General features: G+C 35.3%; 15 protein-coding genes. 12 read left to right on the top strand and 3 right to left on the bottom strand.

Features of this window, described 5'->3' with window-relative positions:
- The first annotated feature begins 114 nt into the window (after positions 1-114).
- From ABVM53_RS15160 to ABVM53_RS15150, 3 genes are read left to right on the top strand one after another with little or no spacing between them, the layout of a single operon-like run.
- The gene (locus ABVM53_RS15160) at positions 115-837 is read left to right on the top strand and encodes an RDD family protein (RefSeq protein ID WP_405327770.1); all 723 of its coding nucleotides are present in this window, start codon (positions 115-117) and stop codon (positions 835-837) included.
- Positions 837-1,463, top strand: a complete 627-nt coding sequence (locus ABVM53_RS15155) for a trimeric intracellular cation channel family protein (protein WP_405327767.1) — start codon at positions 837-839, stop codon at positions 1,461-1,463. Before ABVM53_RS15160 ends, ABVM53_RS15155 begins: the two co-directional genes overlap by 1 nt.
- A gap of 18 nt (positions 1,464-1,481) precedes the next feature.
- The gene (locus tag ABVM53_RS15150) at positions 1,482-2,024 is read left to right on the top strand and encodes a pyridoxamine 5'-phosphate oxidase family protein (RefSeq protein WP_405327765.1); all 543 of its coding nucleotides are present in this window, start codon (positions 1,482-1,484) and stop codon (positions 2,022-2,024) included.
- Here ABVM53_RS15150 and ABVM53_RS15145 read toward each other — a convergent pair.
- Positions 2,021-2,746: a peptidylprolyl isomerase gene (locus tag ABVM53_RS15145; RefSeq protein WP_405327762.1), complete on the bottom strand. Its 726-nt coding sequence runs from the start codon at positions 2,744-2,746 to the stop codon at positions 2,021-2,023. The genes ABVM53_RS15150 and ABVM53_RS15145 overlap by 4 nt on opposite strands.
- Positions 2,747-2,748: 2 nt before the next feature.
- On the opposite strand from ABVM53_RS15145, the gene ABVM53_RS15140 reads away from it, so the two are divergent.
- The 4 genes from ABVM53_RS15140 (at position 2,749) to ABVM53_RS15125 (ending at position 8,196) form a co-directional block, all read left to right on the top strand.
- Positions 2,749-3,405 (top strand): NUDIX hydrolase, encoded by a 657-nt coding sequence (locus ABVM53_RS15140; RefSeq protein WP_405327759.1) that lies wholly within the window; start codon positions 2,749-2,751, stop codon positions 3,403-3,405.
- 57 nt (positions 3,406-3,462) lie between these two features.
- Positions 3,463-4,266, top strand: a complete 804-nt coding sequence (locus ABVM53_RS15135) for a lysophospholipid acyltransferase family protein (protein ID WP_371456701.1) — start codon at positions 3,463-3,465, stop codon at positions 4,264-4,266.
- Positions 4,267-4,427: 161 nt separating this feature from the next.
- Entirely contained in the window at positions 4,428-5,366 is a 939-nt protein-coding gene (locus ABVM53_RS15130; RefSeq protein ID WP_405327756.1) for a serine hydrolase, read from the top strand.
- Positions 5,359-8,196 carry an Npt1/Npt2 family nucleotide transporter gene (locus ABVM53_RS15125; protein WP_405327753.1) on the top strand — a complete coding sequence of 946 codons (2,838 nt, stop codon included), beginning with the start codon at positions 5,359-5,361 and terminating at the stop codon, positions 8,194-8,196. The genes ABVM53_RS15130 and ABVM53_RS15125 overlap by 8 nt, the downstream gene beginning before the upstream one ends.
- Before the next feature lie 5 nt (positions 8,197-8,201).
- Here ABVM53_RS15125 and ABVM53_RS15120 read toward each other — a convergent pair whose 3' ends face one another.
- Positions 8,202-9,155 carry a tRNA dihydrouridine synthase gene (locus ABVM53_RS15120; protein ID WP_405327750.1) on the bottom strand — a complete coding sequence of 318 codons (954 nt, stop codon included), beginning with the start codon at positions 9,153-9,155 and terminating at the stop codon, positions 8,202-8,204.
- A gap of 138 nt (positions 9,156-9,293) precedes the next feature.
- Here ABVM53_RS15120 and ABVM53_RS15115 point away from each other — a divergent pair, with 138 nt between their 5' ends.
- A complete protein-coding gene (locus tag ABVM53_RS15115) occupies positions 9,294-10,244 on the top strand; it encodes a lipid A-modifier LpxR family protein (RefSeq protein WP_405327748.1) in 951 nt (316 codons plus the stop codon).
- 1 nt (position 10,245) lies between these two features.
- Here the strand turns inward: ABVM53_RS15115 and ABVM53_RS15110 are convergent, their stop codons facing one another.
- A complete protein-coding gene (locus ABVM53_RS15110; RefSeq protein ID WP_405327745.1) occupies positions 10,246-11,961 on the bottom strand; it encodes a SulP family inorganic anion transporter in 1,716 nt (571 codons plus the stop codon).
- 243 nt (positions 11,962-12,204) lie between these two features.
- On the opposite strand from ABVM53_RS15110, the gene tilS reads away from it, so the two are divergent.
- Genes tilS through ABVM53_RS15090 form a run of 4 tightly spaced genes read left to right on the top strand, consistent with a single transcriptional unit; the run spans position 12,205 to position 19,241 of the window.
- Complete coding sequence (tilS, locus tag ABVM53_RS15105) at positions 12,205-13,518, top strand: tRNA lysidine(34) synthetase TilS (protein WP_405330877.1); 1,314 nt, start codon at positions 12,205-12,207, stop codon at positions 13,516-13,518.
- Positions 13,511-15,508, top strand: a complete 1,998-nt coding sequence (locus tag ABVM53_RS15100; protein WP_405327742.1) for a cytochrome c biogenesis protein CcdA — start codon at positions 13,511-13,513, stop codon at positions 15,506-15,508. The genes tilS and ABVM53_RS15100 overlap by 8 nt, the downstream gene beginning before the upstream one ends.
- Before the next feature lie 54 nt (positions 15,509-15,562).
- Positions 15,563-17,407, top strand: a complete 1,845-nt coding sequence (locus ABVM53_RS15095) for a CocE/NonD family hydrolase (protein WP_405327740.1) — start codon at positions 15,563-15,565, stop codon at positions 17,405-17,407.
- Positions 17,408-17,411: 4 nt separating this feature from the next.
- Entirely contained in the window at positions 17,412-19,241 is a 1,830-nt protein-coding gene (locus ABVM53_RS15090) for a DUF885 domain-containing protein (RefSeq protein WP_405327737.1), read from the top strand.
- Positions 19,242-19,465: the final 224 nt, after the last annotated feature.

Raw genomic sequence — 19,465 nt, 5'->3', positions numbered from 1 at the left:
CCTGAAAACTAGTTTAAATAATTATAAAATCAGGGTAAAGCCTGTAGCAATTCAAATTTGTTATTTAAAGAATAGATTTCTCAAAATTAACAAGGAAGGTAAAGAAAAGAATTAATGGATAATTTTCAAATTGAAACTGCTCAAAATGTGAGCATAAATCAAAATGTAGCAGGAATTGGTGACCGTATTCTTGCGTACATTATAGACTTCTTTATTTTAGTTGCCTATTTTTTAATCACCGTTTTTTCTCTGGCTGCTTTCGGAATTGAAAGCAATTCACTCGCTTCTGCCAGTATATTCTTTATGGTTATAGGAATACCTGCTTTTCTTTATTTTCTCTTTATGGAAACTTTTTGGAATGGCCGCACATTGGGTAAAGCAGCTTTAAATCTAAGAGTAGTAAAAGTTGATGGTTCTAAGCCGGGATTTGGAAGCTTTTTTGTGCGATGGATTATGCGTACAATAGACATATCTCTTACCAGTGGAGGTATTGCTGTGTTTACCATTTTACTTAATGGTAAAGGACAACGTTTAGGCGATATTGCAGCCGGCACTACAGTTATTAGTGAGCGCAAGAAAGTAAATTTAAGACAGACATTGCTAGAAGAAATACCTGAGGATTACGTGCCAAAATATCCACAGGTTACTGTATTTAATGACGCAGATATTCAGAAGGTAAAAACTATCTATAGTCAGTCAAGATATAATGGCAAACACAATGTTATTGTAAAACTAAGCGATAAACTTGCACGCACTATGCAAATCACACCAGAGGAGAAACCTATTCAATTTATAGATCGGGTTTTAAAAGATTATAATTATTATACACAACTGTAATGGAAAGTCTGGCAGCAGATATTATTGATATTTTAGGGACTATTTCATTTGCTATCTCTGGAGTGATAACGGCGACTAAAAAACGAATGGACATTTTTGGGATCCTCATTATTGCAACGGTAACCTCTGTGGGTGGTGGTACTTTACGTGATTTACTCATAGGTAAATCACCGGTTACCTGGATTTTAAATACCTCATTTGTTTATTTAATTTTTATAGCAACCGTAGTGGCTATTATTTTTAGAAAACAACTACGCTATGTGCGTAAATCCCTCTTCCTTTTTGATACAATAGGTATAGCTCTCTATACAATTACCGGCGTACAAATGGGTTTGCTCATAGGTTTAGCTCCTGTTATTTGTATAGCTCTAGGAACAATAACAGCTTGCTTTGGAGGCGTTTTGCGAGATATCTTATGCACTGAAATTCCGGTGATATTTAGAAAAGAAATCTATGCTAGTGCATGTATAGTGGGAGGCGGAATGTTTGTTTTACTCGATCATTTTGATGTGAATACGGTAATTAATTCGGTAATATCTGGTTCATTAGTAATTGTAGTGCGCACATTAGCGGTTATCTTTAAACTACAATTACCTTCTATCTATAAAAAGGAGGAGCTGATATAAATTTTAAAAATCATTTTTATGGGAAAGAAGCGTCCAGAATTAAATTCTCAATTGAAGGAATTTATAACTAATCAAAATATATTTTTTGTAGGTACTGCCGCAGATACTGGTTTTGTGAATGTATCTCCTAAAGGAATGAGCACTTTTTATATACTGAATGATAAAGAAGTAATATGGCTTAATTTGACCGGAAGTGGTAATGAAAGTGCCGCGCACGTTCTTAAAGACCCCAGAATGACAATTATGTTTTGCTCATTTGAGAAGAATCCGCTTATATTAAGATTATACGGCACAGCTGAAACTTTTCACGAACGTGATGCGCAATTTTCAGAATATCTAGAACATTTTGAAGAAACTGCAGGAGCCCGACAAATTTTTAAACTATCTATTGAGCTGGTTCAGACCTCTTGTGGTTTTGGTGTTCCATTTATGGAGTACAAAGGCGAACGTGATATTCTTAAACTATGGGCAGAGCAAAAAGGAGAAGAGGGTATTAAAGAATACTGGACTGAAAAAAATCAAGAAAGTCTTGACGGTTTTGATACCGGTATATTTAATTAATCCATTAATTCAATATCTATATAGATATTTTTTAGTGGCCACTCATTTTCATCAACTTCCACTTTATTAATCTGGTCAACCACATTCATTCCTTTAGTAACTCTACCGAAAACGGTATGTTCACCGTCTAAGTGATGACCTCCCCGTGCCGGTTGAACGATAAACCATTCAAATGGAGAAGATGCATCACTTATATTTTGCTCTAAATATTTTGCTGCCGAAAAAGCACCTCGCACGTGTGTGTGACTTGATGAAGCTTCATTAGGGATCAAATAATTCCCAATGCGTTGTCTTTTTTTAGGAGTTTCATAGCCATCGCTGTTTCCGCCCTGCACAACAAAATTGGGCGAATTTCTATGAATCATAGTATTGTCAAAATAATTTTGTTTTACAAGTAGAATGAAATTTGCACGATGTAATGGAGTATCCTTAAATAACTCAACCTCGATATCACCAAACTCGGTTTTAATACGTACACGGGTCTCTGGGTTGCGTTTTCCGTAGGCAGTTAAAAAGGGAATTAACTCTGCCTGAGATTCAATTATAGAACCTGCTTTGGTTTTTAATTTCTCATTTTGGGCTTTGGCTTTATCTGCCTCAGAGCTATCTGCTTTTTTTTCAACGGTTTGAATACTTTCTTCTTTAACTTTTGATTTTTTATCTTCACAACCGGCACCTGCAAGAAGTATTGCAAGAATTAAAATAGAAAAACTAATACGCATATATGCAGTTTGATGAGTTTATAAAAAGATTGCCAAAATTAAACAATTTACAACTTCTGGGGCAAGAAGCGCATTATCTAATGGCACCTACAGAACGAATAGATGAATTGGCAGCATTAGATATTGAACAGCGCAAACCACGCTGGGCAGGAGTAATGTCATTATTTTACCCCAGTGCTCAAAATGGCGAAACTATGCTTGTGCTCATTTTACGCAAAACTTATAAGGGTGTACACAGCAATCAAGTAGGATTTCCAGGAGGAAAAGCAGAAGCATCTGATAATTCTATTGAAGAAACAGCTCTACGGGAGACAGAAGAAGAAATAGGAGTGGAGCGCTCCAGTATTGAAATCTATAAAAAACTTACCAAAATATATATTCCACCCAGTAATTTCTGGGTGCAGCCATTTATTGGTATTGTTAGACATACACCTAACTTTGTAAAAGAGGAGTCTGAGGTAGAATCAATCCTAGAAGTTAAGCTAACTGAGTTTTTAGCAGACTCCAGTATTGTTTCTCAAACCGTTGATACTTCGTATGGTAAAATGGTAGATGTTCCAGCTTTTTTATTGACAAAAAATATTGTCTGGGGTGCGACAGCTATGATGCTTAGCGAGGTAAAATGGGCTTTGCAACAATTAGAAGAAGATAAAAGGTAGTATTTAAAGTTTTAATTTTATATTTCACAAAACAGCATTACGAGTTTATAACTAATTATGGGGCTTTTTAAAACCAATCCTTTTGGACACTACTTGATTATAAAAAAGTGGTTGATACGTATTATGGGCGTTATGTCTCATAGACGTTATCGAGGTTTTAATGCCTTGCAGATAGATGGTTCTGAAATTATTACAGAATTACCGGGAACAAATGTGCTTTTTGTATCTAACCATCAGACCTATTTTGCAGATGTGGTAGCTATGTTTCACGTATTTAATGCGAGTTTGAGTGGCCGTGTAGATTCTATTAAAAATGTAGGTTATCTATGGGATCCTAAACTTAATATTTATTATGTAGCTGCTAGTGAAACTATGCGTAGTGGGTTGCTACCGCGTATTATGGCGTATGCCGGGGCAGTTTCAGTAAGCAGGACGTGGCGCTCAAAAGGTCAGGAAGTTGATAGACCTGTTAATTTAAGCGATACAGAGAATATAGGTATCGCACTTCACGATGGATGGGTAATTACTTTTCCTCAAGGCACTACAAAACCCTGGAAACCTATACGTAAAGGAACCGCACATATAATTAAACAATACAAACCTGTGGTTGTTCCTATAGTAATTGATGGTTTTAGAAGATCTTTTGATAAAAAAGGAATCCGTATTAAAAAACGAGGAATCCTTCAGACTATGGAAATCAAAGAACCATTAGATATTGATTATGAGAATGACTCTGTAGAAGATATCGTAGAGATGATTGAATATGCCATTGAGCAACATCCGTCATTTTTAAAAGTTATACCTGCTGAAGAACTTAAAAAAGAAGAAGAACTTAATCAAACCCGCAGATGGGATTATTAAATGTGCAAAATTGTTAATTTTAACTTTTTATTGACGCAATTATTGTCCCTCATCGATTATAAGTGTTAAAAATCAACTTTAACACAATTTTTCCTTAACCTTTGCATACTATTATAAAAAAGAGCGCGTTAACCCCCAAGACGTTACCCTAAATATTGTTTATGAAAAGACTTAATTTGTTAATTTTATTGCTAGTAGTAGCAATATCTTCCAATACATTTGCCCAAGAATTACCGCTTAAAAGTTGTATCGACGCTCCGCTCGAGAATTTCAACAGTAAAATTTTAACTACCCAACTTTACAATCAAATCACTAAAGACCCAAAACTTAAAAGCTTAATTGCTAATAAGAAAATGTCTGTGGGAATTGTAAGCTTAGACGATCCCAATGCTATTCAGTATGCGGGCATCAACGGTGAGGAAATGATGTACGCCGCAAGTTTACCTAAAATAGCAATTTTATTAGCTGCAATGGATGCAATTGATAAAGGAGAGATGAAGGAAACTGCCGAGATTAAAAACGACATGTGGTTGATGATTAGTAAATCTAATAATCAAGCCAGTACTAGAATGATAGACCGCCTTGGGTATGATAAAATATCTAGTGTTCTTACTAGTGACAAATACAAATTATACGATAAGACTAATGGTGGCGGTTTATGGGTAGGTAAACGTTATGCTGCTGCCGGTGAGCGCAGACCAGACCCATTAAAGGGATTAAGTCACGCTGCTACAGCAGAACAAGTATGTCGCTTTTATTACAAGCTTGTAACAGGAACATTAGTAAGCGCAGAGCGTTCTAAAGAAATGCTTGATATTATGGAGAATCCATCTTTACATCACAAATTTGTAAATACACTTGAGCGTATTGCTCCTACCGCACGCTTATTTAGAAAATCGGGTTCTTGGCAAAATTACCATTCAGATTCTATTTTAGTTTGGGGAGAGAATGGTCGTAAGTATATCTTAGTAGCTCTAGTAGAAGATCCTAATGGTGAACAAATAATTAGAAATTTAGTATTTCCAGTTGAGAAAGCTTTACAAAAATCTCGAACTTTACTGGCAAGCGCTACAAAAGGTGCTGGTCGAATAGGTGATTAAGAAATTTCTGAAAAAGACGTTTAATATAAGAGATGGTGAGATCACCATCTCTTTTTTAATGCAGTTATACGTCTTTCTTATAATAACGATTCTCTTAATCGTTAAACCCACTGTAAATGCACTTTTTCTTAAAGGTTTGGGTGCAGACAATCTTGCTTTTGCTTACCTATTAATTGCAGGCATAGCAGTAGTAACGTCTTATTTTTATAATAAAGCCGTTAGGCTCTATTCTCTGAAGCGTATAATTATCTTTTCGCTTTCTTTCTTCGCTATTGCATTTATTGTGCTTAGTGTACTCTATAAATTGAAACTTATAAATGGTAGTATTCTTTATATATACTATGTAATAAGTGGAATATTTGCCGTGTTAACAACCAGTCAGTTTTGGCTACTCGCCAATATGGTTTTTAATGCACGCGAAGCAAAACGACTTTTTGGATTTATAGGATCTGGAGCAATTGCTGGTGGAATATTTGGAGGTTACTTAACAACCATATTAGTTCCTTTTATCGGGAATGGTAATATGCTACTTATCGCAGCGGTATTTATCTTATCCTGTATACCTATATTAGCTCAGATTTACAAAAGAGGTTATGTAGGTCGTACTTCACGTTCAACTTCTATGCATCACGCATTAGATGATTCTGCATTTAAATTATTACTGAAATCAAAGCATTTAACTTATCTCGCTTTAATAATTGGTTTAAGTGTAATAATTGCCAAGCTGGTTGATTTTCAATTTAGCGATTTTGCAAGTAAAGCAATCCCTGATGCAGATGAGCTAGCTTCATTTTTTGGATTCTGGTTTTCTACCTTTAATTTATTCTCATTAGGAATACAGCTTTTTCTAACGAATAGAGTTGTAGAAAAATTAGGAGTAAATAGTTCGCTTTTAATACTTCCTTTAGGTATTGCACTAGGATCACTGTTGTTTCTTACTTTTCCTGAATTATGGGTTCTCATAATTATCAAAGGTCTGGATGGTAGTTTTAAACAATCGATAAATAAAGCGGCTACAGAACTTGCCATGGTTCCTATTTCATTAGAGATAAAAAACAGAACTAAATCTTTTATCGATGTTGTTGTAGATAGCGTAGCCACCGGTATTGCCGGCTTTCTTTTAATATTCATAATTAAAGGACTCTCGTTACCTACAAACTATGTTACGGTAATCATCATATTTTTAATTTTGGTTTGGATCGTGGGAATTTTCAAAGTACGCGATACTTACTTCAAAAGCTTTAGAAAGAGTTTACGGGATGCAGTCGCCATTTCTGATGGTGTACCTGTACGTAAACGTAAATCACCTATAGAATTAGGAAAAAGAATTTTGAGCTCTGGTGAACCTGATCAAATACGAATGTATCTAGATCAATTATCAGGGAGAAATGCAAAAATACTGATGCCTAAAATCCTTCAGTTATTAGAACACGAAGATAATGATGTGAAAATTGCTGCTATAAATCAATTGTTTCATTACCCTGAAGGTACAGCAGTAGAGGTGGTGCAAAAACTGGTTCATTTTAAGGATGATGAAGTAGTGTATGCAGCAATGAATTATCTCATTCTCCACACTTCACTAAACGACAGTCGCATTTTTGACTCATATTTAAATCACAGTAGTGATTATATAGCGCACGCAGCATTATTATGTCTTGCTAAAGAATCAAGTACAAATAAAAAAATTGCTTCACGCTATAACTTAGAATTACGTATTGAATTATGGCTGGCAGAACTCGATCTTCCTAATAGTATTCACCGGCCTGAGGAGCTTTCCTTTTTGTTAGAATCTATAGGCTATGCACAGTTTCCACAGTTTTACTCATTCATATCGGTAAACTTTAATAACAGAGATTCGCACATTGTACGCCACGCGATAATTGCAGCGGGAATCTCTCAAGAACCTATGTTTATTGATGCATTGATTGAATTTCTAACGATAAAGGAATATAGAAAAGAGGCTATTGAGGCGTTAAGATCATATGGTGAGTCTATTAGTGAAAACCTACTTGCACGCGAGGCTGCAAAGACTTTAAAAAATAATGTCAAGAAACATATTCCAGCTGTTATTCAAACTTTTGAAACACAAGCTTCAGTACGTATACTATTAAGACTCTTGAAAAGTAAGGATAATTTAATACGAAAAGCTTCTGCAAAATCTCTCTATAAATTAAAACGCAAAGAGTCTAAACTCAATTTCTTTCCGAAGATAATTTTTAAAGAACTACTTAATTTAAGTTATGAGTATCGCGATATAATTAGTAGTAAAAAGGTAATTAGCGGCAATTTTAAAAGGGAAAATTATACGGGTTTATCTTTTGATGATCAAACTGAATTGCGAATTGCGCGCGAAGGTCTTTTAGAGGTTCTTGATATTCAATTAAAGGTGCGTATTGAAACTATTTTTAAACTTCTTGCAGTGTATTATGATCGCAGAGATCTAGATGTGGCTTATCAAGGTTTTGTGAGTCAGGATAAAGATACGCGTGCAAATGCTATCGAATTTTTAGATAATATTCTTTCTCCAAAACTGAAACATATACTCTTACCACTATTAGAACTTACGATCATTGAAGATCAAGATGTGTATGATGAAATCCTTGAAGATTCAGATATTAGTTTTAACAAAGCACTTATTCAACTTATTGAAGTAGGAGATGGTAACCTGCGTTTACCGGTCATTTACTTAATACAATATTTAGGTGACACGAGTTTCTTGCCACTTTTAGCCGGACTTCAGATTACTGCTAAAAATCACGAGGTTCGCTCTTTTGCAGCATTGGCACTTAAAAAACTTCAACCTTCCTTATTAGCAACTACTCAGGACTAATTTTCCTACCTACGCATTTCTGCATTTATAATTTGTGCAACAGCCTGCTTATATTTTACAGGGTTAGACGCTTTCTTAATGGCTTTGTACGTTTTCTGCGGATTAGATGTAGACTGAGAGAAAAATTCCCAGAAGCCTAGCATTTTCATTTTTATGGGTGTTGGACCAGATAAATACTCGTCATAATCTTTGTAGATCGTGTCGTGAAATTCTGAAAATATAGACCAGCGATCTTCCGGATAGGTGCTGGTGTTATTTTTTATCATTTGAGGCAAAAAAGGATCAGCAATGAGTCCGCGACCTATCATAAAATGATCAATTTTAGGAAAACGCTCTTTGATAGCAATGAAGGATTCTACCGAAGTTATATCGCCATTATAATATAATTTATGCTTAGTGCTGTCAATACATTTTTCAAAAGCATCTAAATCGACCGGCCCTTTATAAAGTTGTTTTCCTATACGGGCGTGAATAGCAATATTTTTTAACGGATAGTTATCAAGAATTGGAAAAGCTTCTAATATTTCCTGAGCGTTCTCATAACCCATCCGCATTTTCATAGAAACTAAGATATCTGTTTCGTTATGCGCTTTATGTAGTACTTCATCTATCCTAGACGGATTACAAATTAACCCCGAACCCATTCCAGATTTTGTAACCATAGGATACGGGCAGCCTAAATTCCAGTTTAACTCTGTATAACCTAAATCCCGAACATATTTTGCTACAAAAATAAATTCATCTGGATCATTAGTTATGATTTGAGGAATAACTTCTAGCGTAGTATTATTTTCAAGCATTAAGTCATTTTGATACGACTGTTTAATTTTTAATTTTCCGTTTAATCGTATGTACGGAGAATAAAAGGTATCAATACCTCCAAAAAAATGATTGAACGCCTTACGGAATCTAAAGTCTGTAAATCCCTGCAAAGGGGATGAGAGTAGGGTGTACGACATTAATTTTATTAGTTGGCCAAAGATAAAGTAATGATGCAGTTGAAAATATACGAATTCTAGAAATTTTAAAATTTGTTCACATTGAGGCACTTTAATAGGACTATATTTGTCTTTCGTGTATATTTTCAGGCTATTATCGTGAGTTTATTTCATCGTTTTTTACTGGGTTATCTGCTGGTTATGAGTGTAACTAGCACGGCACAGGAAACTAAATATAAGTATCAGTTTACATTAGGTCACGATAATGATATTACCCTTATAGGAAGCCCTACAGATTGGCACTATACCTACGGAATACATCTTAATTTCAATTGGTTACCGAAGCAAAATTCTTTTACAGGCAGTTTGTTTAAAAATAAGGAATTTGTAATGTTTAGATCCGGTTTGCACGTGGAAGCTTATACACCAGATTACTCAACAAAAAAACAACACGTTAATATACGCCAACCCTTTGCCGGATGGGGATATGTTAATTTTGAAAGTACATATGCTTTTGAAAATTCATTCCTAAAATTAGGATTAGATCTAGGTATTTTAGGTCCTGCAGTGCAAGCCGGGGAAATTCAAAATTTTATTCATCAGTATATTTCCGGAGATAAACTGGTAACACAATGGGAGGATCAAATTCCAAATAAATTAGGAATAAATTTAAGAGCGACTTACGCTAGAAATATATTTACAAAAGATTGGTTTAATATTTATGCAAAAGCCGCAGCTTCCGGAGGAACTGTATTTGCGTACATAGAACCTTCACTAAACCTGCGGTTGGGTATATTTGACAAACTTTCCAGGACAAATTCTCAAGGAAATGTGTTGCTAAGCAGTATGCATAAAGAGCTCTATTTTGAAGGTTCTCTTTCACCGCGATTGTCTTTTTATAATGCTACTTTACAGGAAGAAGATGCTAATGGCGATATTTTGGTAGCTGAAGACTTGATAGAGTCATTTTATTTAAATGCCTCTCTTGGACTGTTTTATACAATAAACAGATATTCTTTTGGTATAAAATGGAACTATACCGATGGTAAAATTGAAGGCAACAGACCACACCGCTATATGATGCTAAGGGGAAGTATAAGATTTAATTAGACTAATAATTTTGATGTGAAATTCGATTTTCAATCTCAGTACGAGAATGTTTTCCGTCTATATACTCCACAGCTTCTACCACACGTACAAAGAGATTTTCACGACCCAGAAGATCTACAACACCGGTTTTAAACAAAATATCCCGTGTAGGTCCTGTGGCGCCGGCTATCATTAATTGTATCTCTTGATCTTTCAATTCAAGGATAAGGTGTTTAATGATATAAGTAGCACTACTATCTATATAATTTATGGCTTCAGCATTTATGATAATTACCTTCAGATCGGGCCCTTTCGCAATTTTATGTCGTTTTAATTGCTTGTAGAAGTAATCTTTATTTCCGAAGAACAACTGCGCATCAAAACGTAAAACTAAAATATCTTTTCGGTCAATGATATCAGGAGCAAAGCGCGTAATATTTTTAAAATAAGTAGTTCCTTTAATTTGACCTAATACAGCCATATGGGGCTTTGATGTCCTGTAAACCATTAAAAGTAATGAAAATAAAACTCCTAAAATTATACCTTCTTGAATTCCTACGAGCAGGGTGATAAAAAAGGTAGCCATAAGAAGAACAAACTCATCTTTCTGGTATTTATATAATTCTTGCGGGTATTTAAAATCTATCAAACTTGTGATTGCCAGCATTATAATAGAAGCCAGAATCGCATTAGGTAAATAATAAAATAAAGGGGTCAAGAAAAGTAAGGTAAGCGCTACAAGAGCAGCACTTATAAAAGCGGCAACACCCGTTTTAGCACCAGCTTGAAAATTTACTGCGGTACGGCTAAAACCGGCTGTTGTAGGATAACTTTGAAACAGTGATCCCATAATATTGCTTGTTCCTAGAGCTATAAGTTCTTGATTGGGGATAATCGTATTTGCATTTACTTTTTCATCAAGTGCTTTGCCTATAGATATAACCTCCATAAAAGCAATTAATGCCATTGCCAGAGCAATTGTAAATAGGTCTCCCAAATTTGACCAGGGAACTTCTGGTATTTTAAATGCGGGAAGACCATCAGGTATTTTACCTACTAGTTGGAGTCCGTAATCTGCAATAGGTGTAAAATAGGCTAGAGCAATACCCAGAATAACAACCACAATTGCTGTTGGAATTTGACTATTAAGCCTTTTTATGATTAGCATTAAAGCTATTCCCGAGAGTCCTACAATTACAGCAAGAGGATTTATCTGATCGAGCTGCAAAAATGTTTGTTGTAAAATATGAAGCGTTTTATTACTGGTAATTTCTATACCTAATAAATGCTTCAGCTGACTTATTCCTATTATTAATGCAGCGGCAGATGTGAATCCATTTATAACGGGCTTAGATAAAAAATTTACTAAAAAACCCATTTTGAGAAAGCCCATTGTAAGCTGAATGGTACCAATAAATAGCGATAAAAATATGGCCATCGATATATACTCATCAATACCAGAAATTGATAAAGCGCCTAAACCCGATGCAATTAACAAAGAATCCATTGCAACAGGACCTATGGCAAGCTGCCTACTCGTTCCTGTAAGTGCATAAATAACTTGTGGAACTAATGCTGCATAAAGTCCAAAAACCGGAGGCAGACCCGCAATCATTGCATAGGCCATACCCTGAGGGATGAGCATTACACCTACTGTGATTCCGGCAAAAATATCGCCAGATAAATAGGATTTTTTATAGGCGGGTAACCAACTTAAAATGGGAAAATACCTTTTCAAATTATTAATTTTAAGGCGTAAATGTATATAGGTTCAACAAATCTTCAAGTAACACAGGTTACAAACCTAACTATTAAATGTACAACTATTGTTTAGCTTAAATCTATCTTAACTTAATTTGAATGGCGAGAATTTAAAGTAAAATTGAAATTAGGAATCAAATAGGTAGTTTGTCTAAGAAAGTACATCACAACTTTGCACTTTTAAAAGTATCTGAATCCTAAAATTGTATATTTGAAAACTATGTTTGATGCCTTCTTAAAGCACATTTCTAATAACTTTCCTATTCTCTTTAAAAGCAGAGTTCTTCTTGCCGTTAGTGGAGGGATCGATAGCGTTGTACTTTTACATCTGCTCAAAAAAGCCGGTGTTGATTTTGCAATTGCGCATTGCAATTTTTCGCTACGCGGAAAGGAAAGCGATCAGGATGCAAAATTTGTAGAGGAGCTTACACGAGCATTAAACGTACCTATCTATATTCAAAAGTTTAATACTAAAGCGTTTGCCTTAGAGAATAAAGTTTCTACCCAAATGGCAGCCCGCGAATTACGATATGCCTGGTTTATGGAGTTATGTGCTGAGCACAACTTAAGCCATACGGTTACCGCTCATCACGCACAAGATGATCTGGAAACATTTTTAATTAATATAAGTAGAGCAAGCGGTATTGAGGGACTCACAGGAATGACCGAGAATAGTGATTTTATATTGCGTCCATTATTACCGTTTAGCAGAGATCAAATAGCGGCTTATGCAGAGCAACACGCGATTAACTGGCGTGAAGACAGTAGTAATTCTACCGATAATTATCTACGAAATCATTTGCGGCATCACGCAATTCCTGCTTTGAAGGAAGCATCACCTGATTTTCTGACACAGTTTAAAAAAACGCAAACCTACTTACAGGAATCTGCTACGTTGTTAGAAGATTATACAGCTTTTTTATTTTCAAAAATTGTCACGCAATCCTTTAAGGGTTATGAACTTAATATTCCTCAATTATTAGAAGTGCCGAATACTAAATTGGTATTATATCAATTATTAAAAGGTTTTGAGTTTACAGATTGGGACACTATTTACGATTTGCTAACGGCACAATCTGGTAAACAAGTAATAGCAGGAAAACATCGTTTAATAAGAGATAGAGAGGTACTGCTATTAACAGAACATAAAGTAGAGGATCAAGAAGAGTTTAAAGTAACGAGCAAAGATTCTTTAATTAATATTCCTGGGCTCACTTTAAAAATTGAAGAAGCATCTCAATTTGATAAAAAAGATAATAACGCTGCCTTTTTTAATAGAGACCAGTTAGAATTTCCACTTACAGTGCGCAAATGGAAGGAAGGTGACATCTTTTATCCTTTTGGGATGCACGGAAAGAAAAAAATAAGCAAATATTTTAAAGACAATAAATTTTCGACTTTAGATAAAGAAAGCGCCTGGTTACTTTGTTCTGGAGAAAATATAATATGGATTGTAGGTGAGCGCACAGACAATCGTTATAAAATTAAGTCGGGCACGACTAAACTTGTAAAATTCACGGTTATTTATGATTAAATATGGTTTCCTTCTTGTAATGTTCTTTTTTTCACTTACAGGAAATGCACAGATATTCACAGATTTAGAAAAAACACAAAATCCTGTAGAATGGGAGGCGAGCGTAAATAAGCTAGACAGTTCTAGATTTCAACTTATAATTGACGGTGCTATAGATACAGACTGGCACGTTTATTCACAATTTACCGATACAAATGGCTCTTTACCATTGGAGCTCGAATTTTTAGGTAGTGAATCTTCATATACCCTAGAAGGTCCTACAGAAGAAGGAGAAACATTTACAGCTTATAGCGAGGTGTTTGAAGTAGAGGAGACTTTTTTTAAAGATCAAGCCAGACTTTCTCAGACCATTAGCGTGACCGACTCAAACATCAATTTTGTAAAATTGATACTTAAGTATCAAGTGTGTAAGGAAGTCTGCATTAATGAAGAGAAGTACTTTGTTTTTAACCTTCATACTCTAGAAGGAGAAGTTATTAAGGATTACAATGAGTTCGAAAATTTTTCCACAGAGCTTGAAAATCCAAAACAGTCGCAAACGGCTATTGAAGATTTTGAAGATGAAGAAAAACAGGATTTATTGACTATATTTTTGCTTGCATTTGCTTCCGGATTTTTAGCACTATTAACTCCGTGTGTTTTTCCAATGATTCCTATGACGGTTAGTTTTTTTACGAAGCAAAGTAAAAACGCTGCGGTAGGAAGACGTAACGCCTTATTGTACGGATTGTTTATCGTCATTATTTATGTTCTTTTAGGAACATTGGTTACTGCGATATTTGGAGCAGATGCGTTAAATGCATTGTCTACAAATGTTTGGTTCAATATAATTTTCTTCGTTCTATTAGTCATTTTTGCTATTTCGTTTTTTGGAGCTTTTGAAATTATGTTACCTAATTCTTGGGCAAATGCAGTAGATCGCAAAGCTGATAGAGGAGGAGTTATAGGTATATTTTTTATGGCATTGGCTCTTGCCATAGTTTCATTTAGCTGCACCGGGCCTATCGTGGGTACGTTACTAGTGCAGGCGGCTTCAGAGGGAGGATTAGCTCCTATATTAGGAATGCTTGGTTTTTCATTAGCGATCGCTATACCTTTTGCTTTATTTGCTTTATTCCCGGGATTAATGAACTCTTTACCTAAATCTGGTGGGTGGTTAAATTCTGTGAAAGTGGTTCTAGGTTTTCTAGAACTGGCATTGGCATTTAAGTTCTTGTCAAATGCCGATTTGGTTTTACAAGCTCATCTGCTAGAACGCGAAGTTTTTCTCGCTATTTGGATTGCAATTTTTAGCGGACTAACCCTGTATCTTTTTGGAAAAATCAGACTATCTCACGATTCGCCATTAGCGCATATATCTTCAGGTAGAGTACTGCTAGGATTAACTGTGTTAGCCTTTACTATATATCTTATACCTGGTCTCTGGGGAGCACCGCTTAAATTAATTACTGGATTTCCCCCGCCTATGAATTATAGCGAATCACCATACGGTGTGGGATACATGAAAGGTGGTCAAAATGAGTTGGGAGAATTACCAGAAGATTCAGAACTGGGTCCTTATCAATTAATAACCTTTACAGATTATGATGCAGGGATGGCTTATGCAAAGGCTGTAAACAAACCCGTATTATTAGATTTTACTGGTAAAGCCTGCGTTAATTGCAGAAAGATGGAGGAGCGCGTTTGGGGTGAACCACAAATTCTTGGAAAACTTCAGAATGATGTAGTTTTAATTTCATTGTTTGTTGATTTAAAAGAAGATTTACCCAAAAATGAACAATATGTAAGTGAAACGACTGGAAAACGCGTGAAAACTGTAGGTAATAAATGGAGCGATTTTCAGATTACAGAATATCAAATTAATGCACAACCTTATTATGTTTTATTGAACACGCAGGGGGATGTTTTAAATACGCCTATTGGTTATACTCCAGATGTATCAGAGTTTGAAGCCTGGCTAAAAGAAGGTATTTCGGCTTATACAAGATAAACTTCACTAAATTTAGTGATCCAAAAATTTGAATTAACTTATACATACAACTGAATGAAAAACTTTAAAATTGCACTGGTTGCATTCTTCATGTTCCTTTTTGCAGGATTACAAGCTCAAACCGAAGCCTATGTAAAAGAGCATTATGACAAAAAGGAGGTCAAAATTAAGATGCGTGACGGTATTCTTCTGCACACAACGATTTACAGTCCAAAAGATAAATCACAGGAGTATCCCATTTTAATGATGCGTACTCCGTATAGCTGTGCTCCATATGGAGAAGAAAATTTTAAAGGAAGAATAGGACCTAACCAATATTTAGTAGAAGAAGGCAACATTTTTGTTCATCAAGATGTTCGTGGCCGTTGGAATAGTGAGGGTGTTTATGATAATATGCGAGCATATATTCCTAATAAAAAGAAAAAGCAGGTAGATGAAGCTAGTGATACGTATGACACAATTGATTGGTTAGTTAAGAATGTCGATAATACTAATGGTAATGTAGGAACCTGGGGAATTTCTTATCCCGGTTTTTATGCGACTTATTCGCTGCTGAGTGAACATCCTGCCTTAAAAGCAGTCTCTCCACAGGCTTGTATTTCAGATTTTTTCTTTGACGATTTTCATCATAATGGTGCTTTTTTAGAAAGCTACTGGAGAGCTATTTCGTTATTCGGTTATATGAAGACCGAGCCTAGCACAGAAGCCTGGTATAAGTTTCCTGATTTACCATCTGAAGATCAATATCAATTTTTCTTAGATCAAGGTCCCTTAACAAATTTAGATACCTTCTATAAAAAAGATAATATATTCTGGGAGCAGTTTAAAGAGCATCCCAATTATGATGAGTTCTGGAAAAGCCGCGGAATTCTTCAACATTTAAAAAATATTAAGCCAGCAGTAATGGTAGTAGGTGGTCTTTTTGATGCTGAAGATTTATATGGTCCGTTTAATACCTACAAAAATATAGAAGCGAACAGCTCAAATTATAATATTATGGTTTTCGGTCCTTGGAGTCACGGAGACTGGGCGCGACAGACTGAACGTCAGGCGATAGGTAATGTATATTTTGGAGATAACCTATCAAGAGATTTCCAAAAAAACTATGAGACTGTATTCTTTAATCACTTCTTGAAAAATGATGGTAAAGGAACTATTAATTTACCGGAAGCTTCTATGTATGATAGTGGAGCAAGAGAATGGAATAGCTATTCTAATTGGCCGGCTAAAGAAGCTGTGAAGAAGAGCTTTTATTTAGGAGCAGGACAGTTACTATCTGAAAATGCAGATCCAGATTTTGAGAATACATTTGTAAGTGATCCTCAAAAGCCAGTACCTTATTCTGAAGATATTAAGATGGTTTTTACACCTCGTAAATATATGACAGACGATCAGCGATTTGCGGCGCGCAGACCAGATGTCTTAGTTTATGAGACACCGGTTCTAACCGAAGATATGACTTTAAGTGGTGAGATACTGGCAAAATTACAAGTTGCTACGACAGGAACAGATGCAGACTGGGTTGTAAAGTTAGTAGATGTATATCCTCCAGATGCACCAGATTACCCCGAGACTCAAGATTATTTAAAAATGGGTAACTACCATATGATGGTGCGTAGTGAGGTTATGCGTGGTCGTTTTCGTGATAGTTTTAGTGATCCAAAGCCTTTTGAATCCAATACTAAAACTCCGGTAAATGTGAAACTTCAAGGGGTTAACCATACCTTTTTAAAAGGTCATAAAATCCAAATTCAAATTCAGAGTACGTGGTTCCCATTAATCGATCGTAATCCACAAACCTTTGTACCTAATATTTATAAAGCAAAGGCTGAAGATTTTACTAAAGAATCACATAGCGTATTTGGGGATTCAGAAATTCAATTCAGTATTATAAATTAAGCATATGAGAGTTCAATTTAATCTCTTTATATTAAGTGTTTTTCTTGTTTTAGGATCTTGTAAAAAAGAATCTTCAGAAACAGTAACTCAGGAAGAAATTAATAAGCAAAGTAGTGCCTTAAATGCCTGGTTTGAAAAACAGTTTCAAGAAGATTTAGCATTATCTCCACAGGGGCAAACCAATTTAGGATACAAGACCAACTACGGAAAATGGGATGATATCTCTTCAGAAATGATGCTTACTAATCTCAATAATGCCAAGGAGCGCCTTTCATATCTTGAAAATGAAGTTAATGTAAATGCATTAGATTCTGTTACAGCTGTGAGTTATAAGCTGTATGTATTAAATATGAAAAACGATATTGAAGATTATGAATATCGTTTTTATAATTATCCTGTAAATCAGATGTACGGTTTACACTCGAGTGTTCCCGCATTTCTTATCAATAAACATAGGATAGATAGTATTGCAGATGCAGAGGCCTATATTTCTCGTATTAAAGGGGTTAAACCATTGTTTACTGAGTTGCGCAATCAGTTAGGGATACGGGAGTCAAATCAAATAATTGCTCCAAAATTTGTATTAGATCGTGTACTTGATGATAGTAGAAATATTTTAAAGGGTAGACCTTTTGAAAAGTCTCAGGAACAAATGCCAATTTTAGCCGATTTTGAGTCTAAAATTGACAAGTTGAAGCTTGATAGTGCAAGTAAAGATAGATTAATGCTTGAAGCGACAAATGCACTTATAGATAGCTTACAACCTGCATATAATGAGTTAATCGACTTTGTGGAGAATCAAAAAATAAGAGCAACCACAGATGATGGCGTATGGAAATTCCCTAGAGGTGATGTTTTTTATGGTATTGCTTTAAACAGGGCAACTACAACCTCTATGACTGCGGAAGAAATTCACGAGTTGGGACTGAGTGAAGTAGCACGTATTCAAGGTGAAATGAAAGAAATTATGAAGCAGGTTAAATTTAAAGGAAGTCTACAGGATTTCTTTGAATTTATGCGTAATGATAGCAAATTTTACTACGAAGATTCCGATGAAGGAAGAGCAGCGTATATGACCGAAGCAAAGTCAATTATTGATGATATGCGTGGTCGTCTTGATCAATTGTTTATTACAAAACCAAAAGCAGCAATAGAAGTTAAGCAGGTAGAGTCATTTAGAGAAAAAAGTGCTGGTAAAGCTTTTTATAATTCTCCGGCACCCGATGGTTCTAGACCGGGAGTTTACTATGCAAATTTATATGATATCAAGGCTATGCCAAAGTATCAAATGCAAGCTCTTGCTTATCATGAGGGAATTCCAGGTCATCATATGCAGTTAGCCATCGCTCAGGAGCTAGATAGCTTACCAAAATTTAGAAAGTTTGGTGGCTATACAGCCTATATAGAAGGCTGGGGTTTGTATTGTGAATATTTACCTAAGGAAATGAATATGTACAAAGACGCGTATTCAGATTTTGGCAGGCTAGCAATGGAATTATGGAGAGCGTGCAGACTCGTAGTCGATACAGGTATACACCATAAAAAATGGACGCGTGAAGAAGGTGTAGCTTATTATAAAGAAAATACTCCCAATGCAGAAAGTGACTGTATCAAAATGGTAGAACGCCATATTGTAATGCCAGGACAGGCCACGGCTTATAAAGTAGGGATGAATAAAATTCTCAATTTGCGTTCAAAAGCTCAATCAGAATTAACCGATAAGTTTGATATTAGAGCATTTCACGAAGTACTATTAGGTCAGGGAGCATTACCTCTTTCGCTTTTAGAAGAGCGAGTAAATACCTATATAACTACGGAAAAACAAAAACAATAGGATTTGATCTATCTTAGAATTGTATTTATAATTTTGGTTCTTTTAGAACTCCGCTATAAAAAATTTAAGACACCCAAAGAATTAATTCTTTGGGTGTTTCTCGTTGGTATCTTTAGTTGGTTAGGCTATATCTTATTTCTTGTTTTTAGAAAAAGACTTTTGGTGAGAAGAGATCGGTTTAATCTCGAATTCAAAAAACGGAATCGAAATACTTTAGGTAATTA

The sequence above is a fragment of the Leeuwenhoekiella sp. LLG6367-2.1 genome, assembly GCF_045055775.1.
Classification (GTDB): Bacteria; Bacteroidota; Bacteroidia; order Flavobacteriales; family Flavobacteriaceae; genus Leeuwenhoekiella; species Leeuwenhoekiella aequorea.
This window is presented reverse-complemented; position numbering and strand designations above follow the sequence as displayed.

Coding starts and splice junctions, on each gene's coding strand:
- ABVM53_RS15150 (WP_405327765.1), top strand. CDS start 1,482: ATGGGAAAGAAGCGTCCAGAATTAAATTCTCAATTGAAGGAATTTATA.
- ABVM53_RS15100 (WP_405327742.1), top strand. CDS start 13,511: ATGATTAAATATGGTTTCCTTCTTGTAATGTTCTTTTTTTCACTTACA.
- ABVM53_RS15120 (WP_405327750.1), bottom strand. CDS start 9,155: ATGTCGTACACCCTACTCTCATCCCCTTTGCAGGGATTTACAGACTTT.
- ABVM53_RS15155 (WP_405327767.1), top strand. CDS start 837: ATGGAAAGTCTGGCAGCAGATATTATTGATATTTTAGGGACTATTTCA.
- ABVM53_RS15145 (WP_405327762.1), bottom strand. CDS start 2,746: ATGCGTATTAGTTTTTCTATTTTAATTCTTGCAATACTTCTTGCAGGT.
- ABVM53_RS15135 (WP_371456701.1), top strand. CDS start 3,463: ATGGGGCTTTTTAAAACCAATCCTTTTGGACACTACTTGATTATAAAA.
- ABVM53_RS15090 (WP_405327737.1), top strand. CDS start 17,412: ATGAGAGTTCAATTTAATCTCTTTATATTAAGTGTTTTTCTTGTTTTA.
- ABVM53_RS15130 (WP_405327756.1), top strand. CDS start 4,428: ATGAAAAGACTTAATTTGTTAATTTTATTGCTAGTAGTAGCAATATCT.
- ABVM53_RS15160 (WP_405327770.1), top strand. CDS start 115: ATGGATAATTTTCAAATTGAAACTGCTCAAAATGTGAGCATAAATCAA.
- tilS (WP_405330877.1), top strand. CDS start 12,205: ATGTTTGATGCCTTCTTAAAGCACATTTCTAATAACTTTCCTATTCTC.
- ABVM53_RS15095 (WP_405327740.1), top strand. CDS start 15,563: ATGAAAAACTTTAAAATTGCACTGGTTGCATTCTTCATGTTCCTTTTT.
- ABVM53_RS15140 (WP_405327759.1), top strand. CDS start 2,749: ATGCAGTTTGATGAGTTTATAAAAAGATTGCCAAAATTAAACAATTTA.